General features: G+C 67.7%; 13 protein-coding genes. 5 read left to right on the forward strand and 8 right to left on the reverse strand.

Annotated features, from left to right (window positions below):
• Nucleotides 1-57 precede the first annotated feature (57 nt).
• From ACTIFJ_RS05875 to ACTIFJ_RS05885, 3 genes are all read left to right on the forward strand, one after another.
• Nucleotides 58-1,569 (forward strand): oligosaccharide flippase family protein, encoded by a 1,512-nt coding sequence (locus tag ACTIFJ_RS05875; RefSeq protein ID WP_439533164.1) that lies wholly within the window; start codon nt 58-60, stop codon nt 1,567-1,569.
• A 75-nt stretch (nt 1,570-1,644) separates the two neighbouring features.
• Nucleotides 1,645-1,860 (forward strand): hypothetical protein, encoded by a 216-nt coding sequence (locus tag ACTIFJ_RS05880; RefSeq protein WP_439533165.1) that lies wholly within the window; start codon nt 1,645-1,647, stop codon nt 1,858-1,860.
• A 336-nt stretch (nt 1,861-2,196) separates the two neighbouring features.
• Nucleotides 2,197-2,427, forward strand: a complete 231-nt coding sequence (locus ACTIFJ_RS05885; RefSeq protein WP_439533166.1) for a superinfection immunity protein — start codon at nt 2,197-2,199, stop codon at nt 2,425-2,427.
• Between the two features lie 39 nt (nt 2,428-2,466).
• On the opposite strand, the gene ACTIFJ_RS05890 is transcribed toward ACTIFJ_RS05885, so the two are convergent.
• The 4 genes from ACTIFJ_RS05890 to ACTIFJ_RS05905 are packed head-to-tail and all read right to left on the reverse strand — an operon-like array spanning nt 2,467 to nt 9,658.
• Entirely contained in the window at nt 2,467-3,861 is a 1,395-nt protein-coding gene (locus ACTIFJ_RS05890) for an FAD-dependent oxidoreductase (protein WP_439533167.1), read from the reverse strand.
• Between the two features lie 42 nt (nt 3,862-3,903).
• Nucleotides 3,904-6,582, reverse strand: a complete 2,679-nt coding sequence (gene ppdK, locus ACTIFJ_RS05895) for a pyruvate, phosphate dikinase (protein WP_439533168.1) — start codon at nt 6,580-6,582, stop codon at nt 3,904-3,906.
• The gene (gene glyS / locus ACTIFJ_RS05900; RefSeq protein ID WP_439533169.1) at nt 6,579-8,780 is read right to left on the reverse strand and encodes a glycine--tRNA ligase subunit beta; all 2,202 of its coding nucleotides are present in this window, start codon (nt 8,778-8,780) and stop codon (nt 6,579-6,581) included. The genes ppdK and glyS overlap by 4 nt, the downstream gene beginning before the upstream one ends.
• Nucleotides 8,777-9,658 carry a glycine--tRNA ligase subunit alpha gene (locus ACTIFJ_RS05905; RefSeq protein WP_439533177.1) on the reverse strand — a complete coding sequence of 294 codons (882 nt, stop codon included), beginning with the start codon at nt 9,656-9,658 and terminating at the stop codon, nt 8,777-8,779. The genes glyS and ACTIFJ_RS05905 overlap by 4 nt, the downstream gene beginning before the upstream one ends.
• A 146-nt stretch (nt 9,659-9,804) precedes the next feature.
• Here ACTIFJ_RS05905 and ACTIFJ_RS05910 point away from each other — a divergent pair, with 146 nt between their 5' ends.
• Nucleotides 9,805-10,395 (forward strand): DUF1826 domain-containing protein, encoded by a 591-nt coding sequence (locus ACTIFJ_RS05910; protein WP_439533170.1) that lies wholly within the window; start codon nt 9,805-9,807, stop codon nt 10,393-10,395.
• Between the two features lie 8 nt (nt 10,396-10,403).
• Here ACTIFJ_RS05910 and ychF read toward each other — a convergent pair whose 3' ends face one another.
• The 4 genes from ychF to ACTIFJ_RS05930 form a co-directional block, all read right to left on the reverse strand.
• Nucleotides 10,404-11,504 (reverse strand): redox-regulated ATPase YchF, encoded by a 1,101-nt coding sequence (ychF, locus tag ACTIFJ_RS05915; protein ID WP_439533171.1) that lies wholly within the window; start codon nt 11,502-11,504, stop codon nt 10,404-10,406.
• A gap of 9 nt (nt 11,505-11,513) precedes the next feature.
• The gene (pth, locus tag ACTIFJ_RS05920) at nt 11,514-12,092 is read right to left on the reverse strand and encodes an aminoacyl-tRNA hydrolase (protein WP_439533172.1); all 579 of its coding nucleotides are present in this window, start codon (nt 12,090-12,092) and stop codon (nt 11,514-11,516) included.
• Between the two features lie 30 nt (nt 12,093-12,122).
• Nucleotides 12,123-12,749, reverse strand: coding sequence for a 50S ribosomal protein L25/general stress protein Ctc (locus tag ACTIFJ_RS05925; RefSeq protein WP_439533173.1), 627 nt, complete (start codon nt 12,747-12,749; stop codon nt 12,123-12,125).
• 122 nt (nt 12,750-12,871) lie between these two features.
• Nucleotides 12,872-13,831, reverse strand: coding sequence for a TraB/GumN family protein (locus ACTIFJ_RS05930; RefSeq protein WP_439533174.1), 960 nt, complete (start codon nt 13,829-13,831; stop codon nt 12,872-12,874).
• 111 nt (nt 13,832-13,942) lie between these two features.
• On the opposite strand from ACTIFJ_RS05930, the gene ACTIFJ_RS05935 reads away from it, so the two are divergent.
• Nucleotides 13,943-14,275, forward strand: a complete 333-nt coding sequence (locus ACTIFJ_RS05935; RefSeq protein ID WP_439533175.1) for a DUF6481 family protein — start codon at nt 13,943-13,945, stop codon at nt 14,273-14,275.
• Nucleotides 14,276-14,408 lie beyond the last annotated feature (133 nt).

The raw sequence follows: 14,408 nt of genomic DNA on the forward strand, positions 1-14,408 counted from the left end.
GACCGGGGCGGGCAGGCATTTATCGGTTCGTAATGCGCCGATGCTACCGCCGGCCCGATGACCGCCGAAACCTCCATTGAGACTGATGCCATCGGGCGCGGCACCTCGCGCAGTGCGGCGGGCATCGTCGCGCGTGGCGGCAGCTGGATGATCGGTGCGCGGCTGCTCCGGACCATGGTGACGATCCTCGGCATGATCGTGTTGGCCCGGCTGCTGACGCCGTCCGACTTCGGCGTGGTGGCGCTGACGGCAACGGTGACTGTGCTGTCGCTGGTGATCCTCGAGGGGGCGATCGATGTGCCGACGGTGCGCCGCGATGACCTGACCCGCGACGATGTGCAGAGCATGATCTGGACGGCGCTGCTCTTCCTGGCGCCGCTGGCGGGCGCGCTATACGTGGCGGCGCCGGCCATCGAGACGGCGATGCAGTTCGAGCATCTGGCCCCTGCCCTGCGCGGCATCATCCCGATCATCCTGCTGCAGGTGTTCTTCGTCACCGGCAGCGCGCTGCTGCGCCGCCAGCACCGGTTCCGGAGCGCCGCGATGGCGTCCCTGGGGTCGGTGACGGTGTACATGACGCTGGCGGTAATCCTGGCGGCGTTGGGCTGGGGGTTGTGGAGCATCATCATCGCCCAGAATATCTCGATGCTGCTGACCGCGCTGTTCGTGGCGCACCAAACGCGGATCGGCCTGCGCTGGCCGCGGCGGTTTTCGTTTGCCGCCGTGGGGCCGGTGGGGGCTTATGGCGCGGGATCGCGGATACTCGCCTGGTTCTGGTCGTCGATCGATACCATCGCCGTCGCGGCGACGCTGGGGCCGGCGGCGGCGGGGCTGTATACAAGGGCCTATAATATCAACATCCAATTGAAGGAGCCCTTTTCGGCGCTCGACGGGCCGACCCGGCAGGCGCTGATCACCGTGCGTAACCGCGATGGCCAGGTGACGGCGCAAGCGGTGATCATGCTGCGGCTGATCACCATTGCCGTGGCCGGGATCGCCGCCGTCTGCGCGGTGCTGCGCGAGCCGATCGTGATGCTACTGCTCGGTTCGCAATGGCTGGCGGCGGCGCCGGTGCTCGGCATCCTGATGATCGGGCTGCCGGCGCGGATTGCGCTCAATTTCTTCGACGGGCTGGCCGCGGTGGCCGGATCGATGCCCAACATGATCCTGCGCCATATCCTGATGTGTGGCGTGATCGGCGGCGGGGTGTTCCTGGCAGCGCCCTATGGCATGCGCGCGGTGGCCGGGCTGGTCTGCGGCGCGCTTTACCTGGCGCTGCTGCTGCCCGCCCGCGCCGGCGAGCGCCGATTGACCGGGGGGCGCCTGCCGCTGCTTGGCGCGATGGCGCCCGGCCTGGCAATCGGCGGCGGCATGCTGGCGCTCGGCGAATTCGTGCTGGTGCCACTGGCCAACGGCAGCCAGATTCTGGCGCTGCTGATCGTGCTGCCGGCGACGGCCCTGATTGCGTTGCTGATCGGGCTTGTACTGCCGGCCAGTTGGCTGCCCGACGCGCTGCGGCGGCGGCGGCGCGCCCTGCTGAGGCTTGGGTCCCGCGAAGCGCTGACGTGAGGGACTCACGCGGCTGGGACTGCATCCACGCAAGGGGATATGCGGGCGAGCGGCGGTTGCCCGGCTTCCTAGTGCATGGATCACACCGCTCCAGCGGCCGGATGGTTCGATGTCCGGCGTGACGAACCAATGCTGGAGACGCGGCTAGTCAAGGCGATTGGTCAGATCGAAAGGGCAGGCGGTGCCTCCGATGCCCTGGCATCGGCGGAGACGGTTCTGACGCCCGGCGACGCCGGCGATGAGGCGTTGGCGCAAAACGCAAATTGTTCCGTGAGCGCGCATAAAAAGTAGTTATACGTACTTGATTAACGCAGTGAGTATAACTAACCAGAGGTTGACAGGGAGTGCTCGGGCATAAGCACTCTCGTTTCGAGGGGCTTTGCGGTGATCACGCTTTTCATGGCTATGCCATCAACGCAGCATGAAGCTTGCGTTTCAAACGAGCGCCCTATTTCTTCGCTACGAACCCCGTAACGCGCTCGATAGATTAAATTTTGTCATAAAACTATGATAGAGTCCGCCTGACGGGCATTAATTTATACTTCCGATGTAATCGGATGACCTAAAAACTTGGTCGAACAAGAAACAGATTATTCTGGCTCCTTTGGCACGTAGAGGCACTAATCGATGTTGATCGCGGTAATCGTGGTATTCTTTATTGCCTATATTGCTCCGACCGTCGTGGCATTTCAGCGGGGGCGTCCCGATGCGTGGTCGATCGCGGCGCTTAATTTTTTTCTGGGATGGACGATCGTCGGCTGGATACTGGCGCTTAACAGGGCGCTGAAGCGGGAACGGCCGCGGCTGTTCATTCATGTTCAGAACGATGGGCAAGTCCGCTATGATTCCGACTCCTGAGCGAAGCGGGAAGCTTTCAGGCGCAGCGGAAGTTGTGGTTTAGGATTTTACAAGGGCGGCCGCGGTCTTGCCGGCGATATGGCCGAGGGTGATCGCGGAGCCGAGGCCCATGGCGGGGAGATAGCCCCAATAGCTGGGGCCGGAGACGCCGCGGGCGGCGCCGCCGCCGGCGAAGAGATTGGGCAGCGCGGTACCGTCCGGGCGGAGGACGCGGGCCTGGCCGTCGATCTGCAGGCCGCCCTGGGTGTGGTAGATGGCGCCGCCGACCTTGGTGACATGGAGCGGCCATTGCGGCGGGCGGTCATTGCCCCAGACGCGGCCGAAGGCGTCCGGCTGGCCGGATTCGGCGGCGGCGCGGGCGGCGTCGAGGGTGGCGGCCAGCGCTGACGCCAATTCTGATGTGGGGGGCGCGCCGATGATCTCGGCCAGCGCCTCGATATTGTCGGCCTTGCGGATGGCGCCGTACTCGCGCATCGCCTGGACTTCGAGGGTGTAGGCAGTCTTTTCCTCGATCACGGCGTCGTAGAGCACCCAGGCCTGGCCGTCGGGCTGGGCCATGACCGGCAGCACCATGCCGGCGATGTCGGCGGTCTCGTCGACGAAGCGGTCCCCGTGCTTGTTGACCAGCACGCCGCCCTCGACGATGACGCCGGGCGGCACGGTGATGCCGCTGGGATCGGCGAGCATCGCATAGCCTTGGTAGCTGCCCATGTCGCCGAGCGCGGCGCCGAGTTTGGCGCCGAGCAGGATGCCGTCGCCGCGATTGCCCTCATGGCCGTTGTGGCGGGCGTTGGCGGCCTCGGGCATGTTCTTGGCGACCATCTCGTGGTTGGCGGCGAAGCCACCGCTGGCGAGGATCAGCGTCTCGCAGCCGACGCGCTCCTGGCTGCCGTCCGGCCGTTCGAGGACGACGCCCTGCACCCGGCCGCTCTCGTCGGCGATGATGTCGGCGAGGCGGGCTTGCAGCAGGACGGGGATGTCGCGCTCGGCGAGCTTCTGGTGGAGCAGCTGGATCATGTCGGCGCCGCCGTGGCCGTCCCAGCCGTGCATGCGTTGGCGGCTGTGGCCATAGGCGGCACGAAAGCCGGTGTCGACGCTGAACGGATAGCCGATGACGTCGGTCAGCCAGTCGAGGCAGGGGCCGGCGGTGTCGGCGATGGCGCGGGCGATGATCGGGTCGGTCTGGCCCTTGGTCTTGGCAAGGATGTCCGCATAAAAGGTGTCGGCGTCGTCCTCGATGCCCAGTGACTTCTGCGCTTTGGTGCCGGCGGCGCACATCAGGCCCTGCGACATCGAGGTGGTGCCGGCCGGCGTCGCGTCCTGCTCGGCGAGCAGGACTTCGGCGCCGTACGCATGGGCGGTGAGCGCTGCCACGGCACCGCAGGCGCCGCCGCCGACGACCAGCACCGGCACCGTAAATTCAAAGTTGTCCATACAACTCACTTTCGCGTCGCTTTTGCCCGGCGGCAAGAGGCTTTATTTTTTTGCCCTCAGCGCGGCCTGGGCGGCGGCGAGGCGGGCGATGGGGACGCGATAGGGCGAGCAGCTGACATAATCGAGGCCGAGTGTCTCGACGAACGCGATGCTGGCCGGGTCGCCGCCATGCTCGCCGCAGATGCCGAGCTTGATGTCGGCACGGGTGCTGCGGCCGCGCTCGGCAGCGAGGCTGATCAGCTCGCCGACGCCTTCCTCGTCGATGCCGACGAAGGGATCGCGCGGGTAGATGCCCTGGTCGACATAAACGGTGAGGAAGCGGGCGGCGTCGTCACGGCTGATGCCGAGCGTGGTTTGCGTCAGGTCGTTGGTGCCGAAGCTGAAGAATTCGGCATGAGTGGCAATGTCGGCGGCGCGCAGCGCGGCGCGGGGCAGCTCGATCATCGTGCCGACCAGATAGCCGAGGCGATGATCCTGCTCCTCGAACACGGCTTCGGCCTCGGCGTCGATGATCGCCTTGGTGATCTCCAGCTCGCGGGCGGTGCCGACCAGCGGTACCATGACCTCGGGGACGACGGCCTCCCCGGTGTCCTTGGCTACGGCGACGGCGGCCTCGAACAGGGCGCGGGCCTGCATGGCGTAGATTTCCGGGAAGGTGATGCCGAGACGGCAGCCGCGATGGCCGAGCATCGGGTTGAACTCGTGGAGTTCCGAGATGCGGCGGCGGACGGTGCCCGGCGCGATGCCGGTGGCGGCGGCGACATCGTCATAACCGGCCTCGTCGTGCGGCAGGAACTCGTGCAGCGGCGGATCGAGCAGGCGGATGGTGCAGGGCAGGCCGGCCATGACGCGGAAGATCGCCTCGAAGTCGGCGCGCTGCTCGGGGAGCAGCTCGGCCAGTGCCGAGTCACGGGTCTCGCGGTCCTCGGCGAGGATCATCCGGCGGACCGAGGTGATGCGGCTGGGCTCGAAGAACATGTGCTCGGTGCGGCACAGGCCGATGCCCTCGGCGCCGAAGCCGCGCGCGGTCTTGCAGTCGGCCGGGGTCTCGGCGTTGGTGCGGACCTTCATGCGGCGGTATTTGTCGGCCCATTCCATCAGCCGGGCGAAATCGCCGGCCAGCTCGGGCTCGACGGTTGCGACCTCGCCGAGCATGACCTCGCCGGTGGCGCCGTCGAGCGTGATGCGGTCGCCCTCGTTGAGCGTGTGGCCGGGGACGCGGACGGTGCGGGTGGCGAGATCGATGACCAGTGTGCCGGCGCCGGAGACGCAGGGGCGGCCCATGCCGCGGGCGACGACCGCCGCGTGGCTGGTCATGCCGCCGCGCGCGGTGAGGATGCCCTGGGCGGCGTGCATGCCGTGGATATCCTCGGGGCTGGTTTCGGTGCGGACGAGGATGACCGGCTCGCCGAGGCGGGCGCGGGCCTCGGCGCTGTCCGAATCGAGGACGATGACGCCCGAGGCGGCGCCCGGCGAAGCGGGCAGGCCCCGGGCAATGACGTTGCGCACGGCGGCGGGATCGAGGGTCGGGTGGAGCAGCTGGTCGAGGGCGTTGGCCTCGACGCGGAGCACGGCCTGCTCCTCGGTGATCAGGCCTTCCTCGGCCATGTCGACGGCGATCTTGAGCGCGGCCTTGGCGGTGCGCTTGCCGGCGCGGGTCTGGAGCATCCAGAGCCGGCCGTCCTCGACGGTGAACTCGATGTCCTGCATGTCCCGGTAATGGGTTTCGAGCAGGTTGAAGACGCGGTCCAGCTCGCCATAGACCTGCGGCATCGCCTCTTCCATCGACTCCGCGCGGGCGCCGGCGCGCTCGCGGGCGGCCTTGGTAAGGTACTGGGGCGTGCGGATGCCGGCGACGACATCCTCGCCCTGGGCGTTGATCAGGAATTCACCGTAGGTGACGCGCTCGCCGGTGCTGGGATCGCGGGTGAAGGCGACGCCGGTGGCGGATGTGGGGCCGCGATTGCCGAAGACCATCGCCTGGACGGTGACGGCGGTGCCCCAGCTTTCCGGAATGTCGTTGAGGCGGCGATAGGTGCGGGCGCGATCCGACCTCCAGGAGCCGAAGACGGCGCCGATCGAGGCCCAGAGCTGCTCATGCGGGTCCTGCGGGAATTCATCCCCCCAGTTCTGGGCGACGATCGCCTTGTAGCGGTCGACGAGGCCCTGCAGGTCTTCGGCGGCGAGCTCGGTATCGAGGGTGACGCCGCGGTCTTCCTTGAGGATCTCCAGCGCGTCCTCGAACAGATAATGATCGAGGCCGAGGACGACATCGCCGAACATCTGGATGAAGCGGCGGTATGAATCCCAGGCGAAGCGCGGGTTGCCGGAGGCGGCGGCGAGGCCCTGGACGGTCTCGTCGTTGAGGCCGAGATTGAGGACGGTGTCCATCATGCCCGGCATCGAGACGCGGGCGCCGGAGCGGACCGACACGAGCAGCGGGTCGGCGGCATCACCGAAGGTCTTTCCGGTGACGGCCTCGATATGCTTCAGGGCATCGAGCGTCTCGGCCTTGACGGCCTCGGGGAGCTTGCCGCCGGCATCATAATAGGCGGCGCAGACCGGGGTGGCGATGGTCAGGCCCGGGGGGACGGGCAGGCCGATCGAGGCCATTTCCGCGAGATTGGCACCCTTGCCGCCGAGGTGGTTCTTCATGTCCGCGGCACCATCGGCGGTGCCGCCGCCGAAACGATAGACGGCCCGCGACGGATTCTGGGTCATGCTTCGATCCTTGAAAAGTCTGCGACGGTGTGAACGGCGTCACGGAAACGGGCCAGCAGGGCAAGACGGTTCCTACGGACTGCGGGCTCGGGAGCATTCACCATGAGACCGGTGAAGAAACTGTCAACGGGGCCGCGAAGTTCCGCGAGCGCGGCCATGGCGGCGGTGAAGTCCTCGGATTCCACGGCCTTGGCGGCGCGTGGCAGGGCAGTGTCGAGGGCGTGCCCCAGGGCCTGTTCGGCAGGGTCCGTCAGCTGCGCGGGGTCGAGGGCGGCGGCGGAGTGGGGGCCGTCCTTGGCGTCTTCGGCCTTGAGGATGTTGGCGGCGCGCTTGTAGCCGGCAAGAAGGTTGGTGCCGTCCTCGGTGGTGATGAAGGCTTGCAGCGCGTGGACGCGGGCGAGCAGGCGGACGAGATCGTCCTCGCCGCCGAGCGCGAAGACGGCGTCGATGATGTCCGGGCGGACGCCGGCTTCGCGTTGCTGGACTTTGAGGCGGTCGGCGAAAAAGGCACCGACAAGCTTTTCAAGCTCGCCGAAAAAAATGCCGTCGAACTTTCGCAGGTCGTCCCCGGCGGCGGCCAGTAAAACCGACTCCAACCGAAAACGCAGCCCGTTCCTGAGGATGATGGCGATGATACCCAGCGCGGCTCGGCGCAGCGCGAAGGGATCCTTGGAGCCTGTCGGCGGCTGATCGATCCAATAAAAAGCCGTGATGGTATCGAACTTATCGGCGAGTGCGACGGCGATGCCGACAGGATCGGTGGGGACGTCGTCTCCCTGCCCTGTCGGCTTGTAATGATCGCGGATGGCGTTGGCGATCTGCGGATCGAGGCCGGCGACACGGGCGAGGTAGCCGCCGGCGAGGCCCTGCACTTCCGGGAATTCGCCGACGGTGGCGCTGACGAGGTCAGCCTTGGCGAGGCGGGCGGCGGTTTCGGCCATGTCGGCGAGGGTGGCGGCCTGGCTTTCGCTTAGGCCCCGGGTCGAGCCCGGGGCGACGGGGAGGGCTGGGGACGCGGGGATGGCTGGGGCGGCGGGGACAGCTGGGGCGGCGGGGATGGCGCCGCTTTCGATCAGCCAGCGGGCTAGCTTGGCGACGCGGTCGACCTTGTCGGCAACGGTGCCGAGCTTTTCGTGGAAGACGATCTGGTCGAGCTTCGGGAGGAAGGCTTCGAGGCCGCCGGCTTTTACCGTGGCGAGATCCTGGTCCCAGAAAAATTTGGCGTCCGATAGGCGGGCGGAGAGGACGCGCTGGTTGCCTTTCACGATCGACTGGCCGCCGTCCGTGGCCTCCAGATTGGCGACGCAGATGAAGGCGGGGGCCAGCGTGCCGTCCGGGGCGGCGCAGGCGAAATATTTCTGGTTGGTGCGCATGGTCAGCTGGATGACCTCGGGCGGCACGGCGAGGAAAGCCGGGTCGAACTGGCCGAGCAGCGGCACCGGCCATTCGGTGAGGCCGGCGTTCTCGGCCTCCAGTCCGGCGTCCGGCAGAACGGTGAGGACGGCGGCTGCGGCGAGCGCGGCGGCGCGGTCGGCGATGATCCGGCGGCGGTCGGCAGTGCGGGCGATAACGTGCGCCCCGTGGAGCTGCGACGCCCAGGTCTCGGCCCTGCTGATCTCCAGCGCGCCCGGCGCGTGGATGCGGTGGCCACGGCTGGTGCGGCCGGTGGCGAGCCCATGGACCTCGGCCGGAACGATTTCGCTGCCGAGCAGGGCGACGAGATGGGTGAGCGGGCGAACCCAGCGCGGGGATGCGGTGCTGGCCGACGGGGCGCCCCAGCGCATCGACTTGGGCCAGTCGAAGGCGGTGACGATCTGCGGGATGATCTCCGAGAGGAGGACGGCGGCGGGGCGGCCTTCGCGGTGGATGACCGCGAACAGTATCGGGCCCTTGGGGGTGTCGCGGGGTTCGAGGGCGTCGCGGCTGAGGCCGGTCTTCTTGAGGAAGCCGTCGATGGCTTGTGCGGGTGCGTCGGCGCGGGGGCCCTTCAGTTCTTCGCTGGTGGCGGCGCTGGACGCGGCCACGTCTTCGGCGAGCAGCCATAGGCGGCGGGGGGTGGCGTCGGCAGTGACCTGGCCATGGGTGAGGCCGGCGGCGGCGCAGGCCTCGGTGAACCGCTTCGCCAGCTGGGCGGCGGCGGCGGGCTGCATGCGGGCCGGGATTTCTTCCGAGCCGATTTCGAGGAGGAAGTGGCTCATGCTGCAGGAGCGGCGGCAGGAGAAGTAAGGCTCATCTGGCAGTCGGCGACGGCTTTGACGAGGTCGCGGACGCGGCCGATATAGGCCTGGCGTTCAGCGACCGAGATGACGCCGCGGGCGTTGAGCAGGTTGAACAGGTGGCTGGCCTTGATCGCCTGGTCATAGGCCGGGAGCGGCAGGTTGGCGGCGACGAGGGCACGGCATTCCTCGCTGACATCCTTGAAATGCTGGAACAGGCGGTCGGTGTTGGCATGCTCGAAATTATAGGCGCTGAACTGTTGCTCGTTCTTCTTGAAGACATCGCCGTAGCTGACGCCGCTATTGTTGTAGGCAAGGTCGTAAACGTTCTCGACGCCCTGGACGTACATCGCCAGCCGCTCGAGGCCATAGGTCAGCTCGCCGGCGACCGGCGCGCAGTCATAGCCGGCGACTTGCTGGAAATAGGTGAACTGGGTGACCTCCATGCCGTCGCACCAGACTTCCCAGCCAAGGCCCCAGGCGCCCAGCGTCGGGCTCTCCCAATCATCCTCGACGAAGCGGATATCGTGGCGGGCACGGTCGATACCGATCGCGTCGAGGCTGCCGAGATAGGCATCGATGAGGTCGTCGGGGCTGGGCTTGAGGATGACCTGGAATTGGTAATAATGCTGGAGGCGGTTGGGGTTCTCGCCGTAGCGGCCATCCGACGGGCGGCGGCTGGGCTGGACGAAGGCGGCGTTCCAGCTGTCCGGGCCGAGGGCGCGCAGCGTGGTGGCCGGGTGAAAGGTGCCGGCGCCGACCTCCATGTCATAGGGCTGAAGGATGACGCAACCACGCGCGCTCCAATAGGACTGGAGCGTGAGGATGATGTCCTGGAACGATAGGGCCGACAGGAGGATTCTCTTTTCACGGCAGTGTGGAAGCCCTGCCCTCTAGCGGGGGGGTGCGCCGAGGGTCAATGGGATAGCGGCGGCAGACCCTCTTGACGATCGCGATACCCACAATGTTATAGTATAACCTTACTTCATTGAGAGAGGGGACCGAAATGACGGTGATGCTGCTCGGGCAGCCGGTACTGGCGGCGATGCAGGCCGGGGGCCGCGCCGAGGTGCTGGCGATGATCCGCGCGCCATCGGTGAATCTGGCGGTGTGGCAGCGCCGGCTACCGGCGCGGGCGGCCTGCGAAGCGGTGAAGCTGGTGGTCGGCGCTACCGGCGAGGTGCGGGTGGACAGCTTGGCGAACGAGACGGGGCCGATGCTGGTGGCGGCGATGCAGGCAGCCGGCTGGCCCGCGCTGCCGGCGCTGAGCGATGATGTGGCGGCACTCGCCGGGCATTTTGCCGGGGTGATGGGCGCCGAACGGCTGTCGGTGCGGCTGGAGATCGTGACCGGCGATGCCTGCCGGAAATTTCATGCCGATTATGTGACGGCGCGGCTGATCAGCAGCTATGCCGGGCCGGGCAGCGAGTGGCTGGACGATGCGGAGCCGAACGCGCGGGTTCGACGGCTGGCGGCCGGCGATGTGGCGCTGTTCAAGGGCCGGCTGTGGAGTGAGACGCCGGTAATCCACCGCTCGCCGCCGATCGCCGGGACCGGGCAGCGGCGGCTGGTGCTGGTGATCGACGTGGCCGAGTAAGGGCGGGCTCAGGCGTTGGTCAGGAAATGGAGGACGTCGCCGTCCTTGACGATGTATTCCTTGCCTTCGGCGCGGAGGCGACCGTGCTCCTTGGCGCCGGCCTCGCCATTGTGGAGGATGAAATCATCATAGCCGATGGTCTCGGCGCGGATGAACTTCTTCTCGAAGTCGCCGTGGATCTCGCCGGCGGCGGCCGGGGCGCGGGTGCCGCGCTTGATCGTCCAGGCGCGGGCTTCCTTGGGGCCGATGGTGAAGAAGGTCTGCAGGCCGAGCAGCTCATAGGCGGCGCGGACGACGCGGGCGAGGCCGGTCTCGTGGAGGCCGAGGCTCTCCAGATATTCGGCGCGGTCGGACGGCGGCATGGTGGCGATCTCGGCCTCGATGGCCGCCGAGACGATGACGGCACCGGCGCCGACAGTCGCCGCCATCGCCTCGACGGCGGCGCTATGGGCGTTGCCGGTGGCGGCTGACGCCTCCTCGACGTTGCAGACATAGAGCACCGGCTTGGCGGTGAGCAGCTGGGCGAGCCTGAGGGCGCGGGCTTCCTCCTCGTCCTTGGGGTCGGTGAGGCGGGCGGGCTTGCCCTGGCGGAGCAGCTCGAGCGCCTGGGCGAGGACGCTGGCCTGGACCTTGGCCTCCTTGTCGCCCTGCTGGGCCTTTTTCTGGAGCGCGGGGACGCGCTTTTCGAGGCTTTCGAGGTCGGCGAGCATCAGTTCGGTCTCGACGGTCTCGGCATCGGCCACCGGATCGACGCGGCCCTCGACATGGGTGACATCGTCATCCTCGAAGCAGCGCAGGACATGGACGATGGCGTCGGTCTCGCGGATGTTGGCGAGGAACTGGTTGCCGAGCCCCTCCCCTTTCGAGGCGCCGCGGACGAGGCCGGCGATGTCGGTGAAGCCGAGCTGGGTCTCGATGATCTTCGCCGACTTGCCGATCTCGGCGAGGCGCTGGAGGCGCGGATCGGGGACCGGCACGGCGCCGACATTGGGTTCGATGGTGCAGAACGGATAGTTGGCGGCCGCCGCGGCGGCAGTCTCGGTCAGCGCGTTGAACAGCGTCGACTTGCCGACATTGGGGAGGCCGACGATACCGCAGGTGACGGGCATGGGATTATCCTATCCTTGTGGGGCTGTCAGGCGGGCGACGTCGCTCATGAAGCGGGGTTCGTCGCCGTCCAGCAGGGTGGGCAGCTTGAGGGCGAGCGTGTCCAGCAGATCGGCCAGCGGCTCCTGCTCGGCAGCGGCGAAATTGCCGAGCACGTACGGCGTGACGCGGTCCTTGTGGCCGGGGTGGCCGATACCGAGGCGGACGCGGCGGAAGTCCGGGCCGAGGTGCCTGTCGATCGAGCGGATGCCGTTGTGGCCGGCGGCGCCGCCGCCATGCTTGACCTTCATCCGGAAGGGATCGAGGTCCAGCTCATCGTAGAAGACGGTGAGTTGGGTGGCGGGATCGAGCTTCCAGAAGCGGATGGCTTCGGCAACACTGCGGCCGCTCTCGTTCATGAAGGTGGCGGGCTTGAGCAGCGCCAGCTTGTGGGCGCCGACACGGCCCTCGGCATAAAGGCCCTGGAAGCCGGTGCGCCACGGGCCAAGGCCGTGGACCAGAGCAATCTGGTCCACGGCCATGAAGCCGATGTTGTGGCGGTGGCGGGCATAGCCGGCACCGGGGTTGCCGAGGCCGACGAGCAGCTGCATGGCGGCGATCCCGGCGGCGGCTGCCGCGGCTCAGGCTTCCGCGTCTGCGGCGGCTTCGCCTTCGGCCTCGCCATGCTCGCTCTTCAGCGCCGACGGGGCGACCATGGTGGCGATGGTGAAATCGCGGTCATGGATGTGCGGCTCCACGCCCTTGGGCAGCTTGACGGCGCTGATGTGGATCGAATCGCCGACATCGAGGCCTTCGAGGCTGATCTCGATCTGGTCGGGGATCGCCGAAGGGGCGCAGTCGATGGCGACTTCGTGGCGAACGATGTTGAGCACAGCACCGCGCTTCATGCCGGGCGACAGCTCTTCATCGATAAACGACACCGGCACGTTGACGGTGATGACCGAATCACCGGTGAGGCGGAAGAAGTCGACATGGATCGGGCGGTCCGAAACAGGGTGGAACTGCACGTCGCGCGGCAGCGTGCGGATGGTCTTGCCGCCCTCGATCTCGATCTCGACGACCGAATTCATGAAATGTCCGGTCGACAGCTGGCGAACCAGCAGCTTTTCCTCGACATGGATGGGGGTGGCAGGGCTTCCGGCGCCGTAGATGACGGCCGGCACGCGTCCCGTGCGGCGGATAGAACGGGAGGCTCCCTTGCCTGCCCGATCACGCTGCTGGGCCGCGAGCTTCAGTGTATCGCTCATTGCTCGCTTCTCCAATGGTTGCTCAACGGGCCCCCAGGCCTCCAGGGATGCAGAAACAGGGGCGTCGATGAAGCGGCGGCCATAGGCGATGGGCGCGCCAAAGGCAAGCTGTCAGCGTGCGGCTACCGGCGGCGACGGGCGGCGGGCCGAGGCGGGGCGAGGCGCTCGGCGGTATAGCCCCGCGCCTTGAGCAGCGCCAGCAGGCCATCGGGGCCGCCGAAATGGCCGGCGCCGACGGCGACGAACTGCCGACCGGGGCGGCCCATCTGGCCCGCCAGCCATTCCGACCAACGGCGGTTGCGGCCGGCGAGCAGAACCTCATAGAGGCGCGGCGAGGCGCGCGCCTCCCGGGCGAACTCACGAGCGATGGCGTCGACGTCCCCGGCCCGCCACAGCGCCACCAGCCGGTCGACATCGGCGCGCGCGTTGACCGTATCGGCGACCGTGGCTTCCAGCATGGCAATCTGGTCGGCCTGAGGCAGGCCGGCGAAGAAGCCGATCTGCTGAGCCGGGGTCTCCAGCGTGACAATATCCCGCTTGATGGTGCGGGCGCGGGCCAGCAGCGCCACCTCGACGCCGTTGGCGGCGCTGATGCCGAGCCGCGTCAGCGACGCCTCGCTGAGCGTCAGCGCCGCCAGCCAGGGCTGCATCCGATCCAGCGCCACCAGCGGGATGCCGGCTTCCTGCGCGGCGCGGGCAACGGCGGTGGCGCTGGCCGGGGACAGGCGGGCGGCGAGCGGCGGCAGCGCCGCATCGATGCCGAGCTGCTGGATCAGCGGCGCCAGCTCGAACCGGTCCTCGGGCACCATGGTTTCGAGGACAAGCGTATCAGTGGTGTCGAAGCGCTGGGTGACTTGCGGCGACAGCCAGCGTTGGTTGTCCGGCAGCGCATGGATGGTGGCGAACAGGGTGATCTCGGTATCGGCATCGCGGATGACCCATGCGGGGGGCATGGTCTGCGCGGCGGCGGCAGGTGCGGCCGGTTGGGGGGCCGCTTGGGGGGCCTGGGCCAGGGCAGGCATGGCGAGAGTGGCCGCGACCAGCAGGCGAAGCGCGGCAGTGAAAATGGGCCGGACGTGCATGGCGCGCACAAAGCATGACGGGGCGGCGCTGGCCAGCGGCAACAGCGTCTTTGCGCGATGAGCCGGATGACGGTTGCGGCAGCGCGGCGTGGGCGCTAAAGGCCAAGGCCTATGGTATTCAAGCTCCCTGATTTCGCCGACCGCCAGAAGGCGGCTGCCGAGGCCCGCAAGGCCAAACTCGACAAGTTCAAGAGCGCGCCGCCGCCCGACGAGGACAAGCTCGCCGAGCGCGCCCGCGCCGCTGAAAAACGCGCCGAGCGCGAGGAACAGCGCAAGGTCGAGCGCGCCGAGCGCGCGCGCCAGGCGGAAGAAGCTCGAATCGCCAAGGAAGCTGAAGCGGTGGTCAAAGCCGAGCAATCGCGGCTGGAAGCCATTGCCCGCGAGGCGGCACAAAAGGCGGCGCGCGACGCCCGCTATGCGGCGCGCAAGAGCAAGGTCCGCTAGGGCCTGGGCATTAGCCACATTCATTACGAAATTGGCCTCCGGCGGTAAGACAAACGGCCTCCGGCGGCTGGGGCCGCAGGCCCCAGACCCCAAATAATTTTTGATGGCCCTTCAGGACCTTCTGCCGTCGTCT

The sequence above is a fragment of the Polymorphobacter sp. genome (genome assembly GCF_051860865.1).
Classification (GTDB): domain Bacteria; phylum Pseudomonadota; class Alphaproteobacteria; order Sphingomonadales; family Sphingomonadaceae; genus Sandarakinorhabdus.

Excerpts from the sequence above, each read along its gene's own strand:
- ACTIFJ_RS05875 (WP_439533164.1), top strand. The coding sequence starts at position 58 with ATGACCGCCGAAACCTCCATTGAGACTGATGCCATCGGGCGCGGCACC.
- ACTIFJ_RS05880 (WP_439533165.1), top strand. The coding sequence starts at position 1,645 with ATGGATCACACCGCTCCAGCGGCCGGATGGTTCGATGTCCGGCGTGAC.
- ACTIFJ_RS05885 (WP_439533166.1), top strand. The coding sequence starts at position 2,197 with ATGTTGATCGCGGTAATCGTGGTATTCTTTATTGCCTATATTGCTCCG.
- ACTIFJ_RS05890 (WP_439533167.1), bottom strand. The coding sequence starts at position 3,861 with ATGGACAACTTTGAATTTACGGTGCCGGTGCTGGTCGTCGGCGGCGGC.
- ppdK (WP_439533168.1), bottom strand. The coding sequence starts at position 6,582 with ATGACCCAGAATCCGTCGCGGGCCGTCTATCGTTTCGGCGGCGGCACC.
- glyS (WP_439533169.1), bottom strand. The coding sequence starts at position 8,780 with ATGAGCCACTTCCTCCTCGAAATCGGCTCGGAAGAAATCCCGGCCCGC.
- ACTIFJ_RS05910 (WP_439533170.1), top strand. The coding sequence starts at position 9,805 with ATGACGGTGATGCTGCTCGGGCAGCCGGTACTGGCGGCGATGCAGGCC.
- ychF (WP_439533171.1), bottom strand. The coding sequence starts at position 11,504 with ATGCCCGTCACCTGCGGTATCGTCGGCCTCCCCAATGTCGGCAAGTCG.
- pth (WP_439533172.1), bottom strand. The coding sequence starts at position 12,092 with ATGCAGCTGCTCGTCGGCCTCGGCAACCCCGGTGCCGGCTATGCCCGC.
- ACTIFJ_RS05925 (WP_439533173.1), bottom strand. The coding sequence starts at position 12,749 with ATGAGCGATACACTGAAGCTCGCGGCCCAGCAGCGTGATCGGGCAGGC.
- ACTIFJ_RS05930 (WP_439533174.1), bottom strand. The coding sequence starts at position 13,831 with ATGCACGTCCGGCCCATTTTCACTGCCGCGCTTCGCCTGCTGGTCGCG.
- ACTIFJ_RS05935 (WP_439533175.1), top strand. The coding sequence starts at position 13,943 with ATGGTATTCAAGCTCCCTGATTTCGCCGACCGCCAGAAGGCGGCTGCC.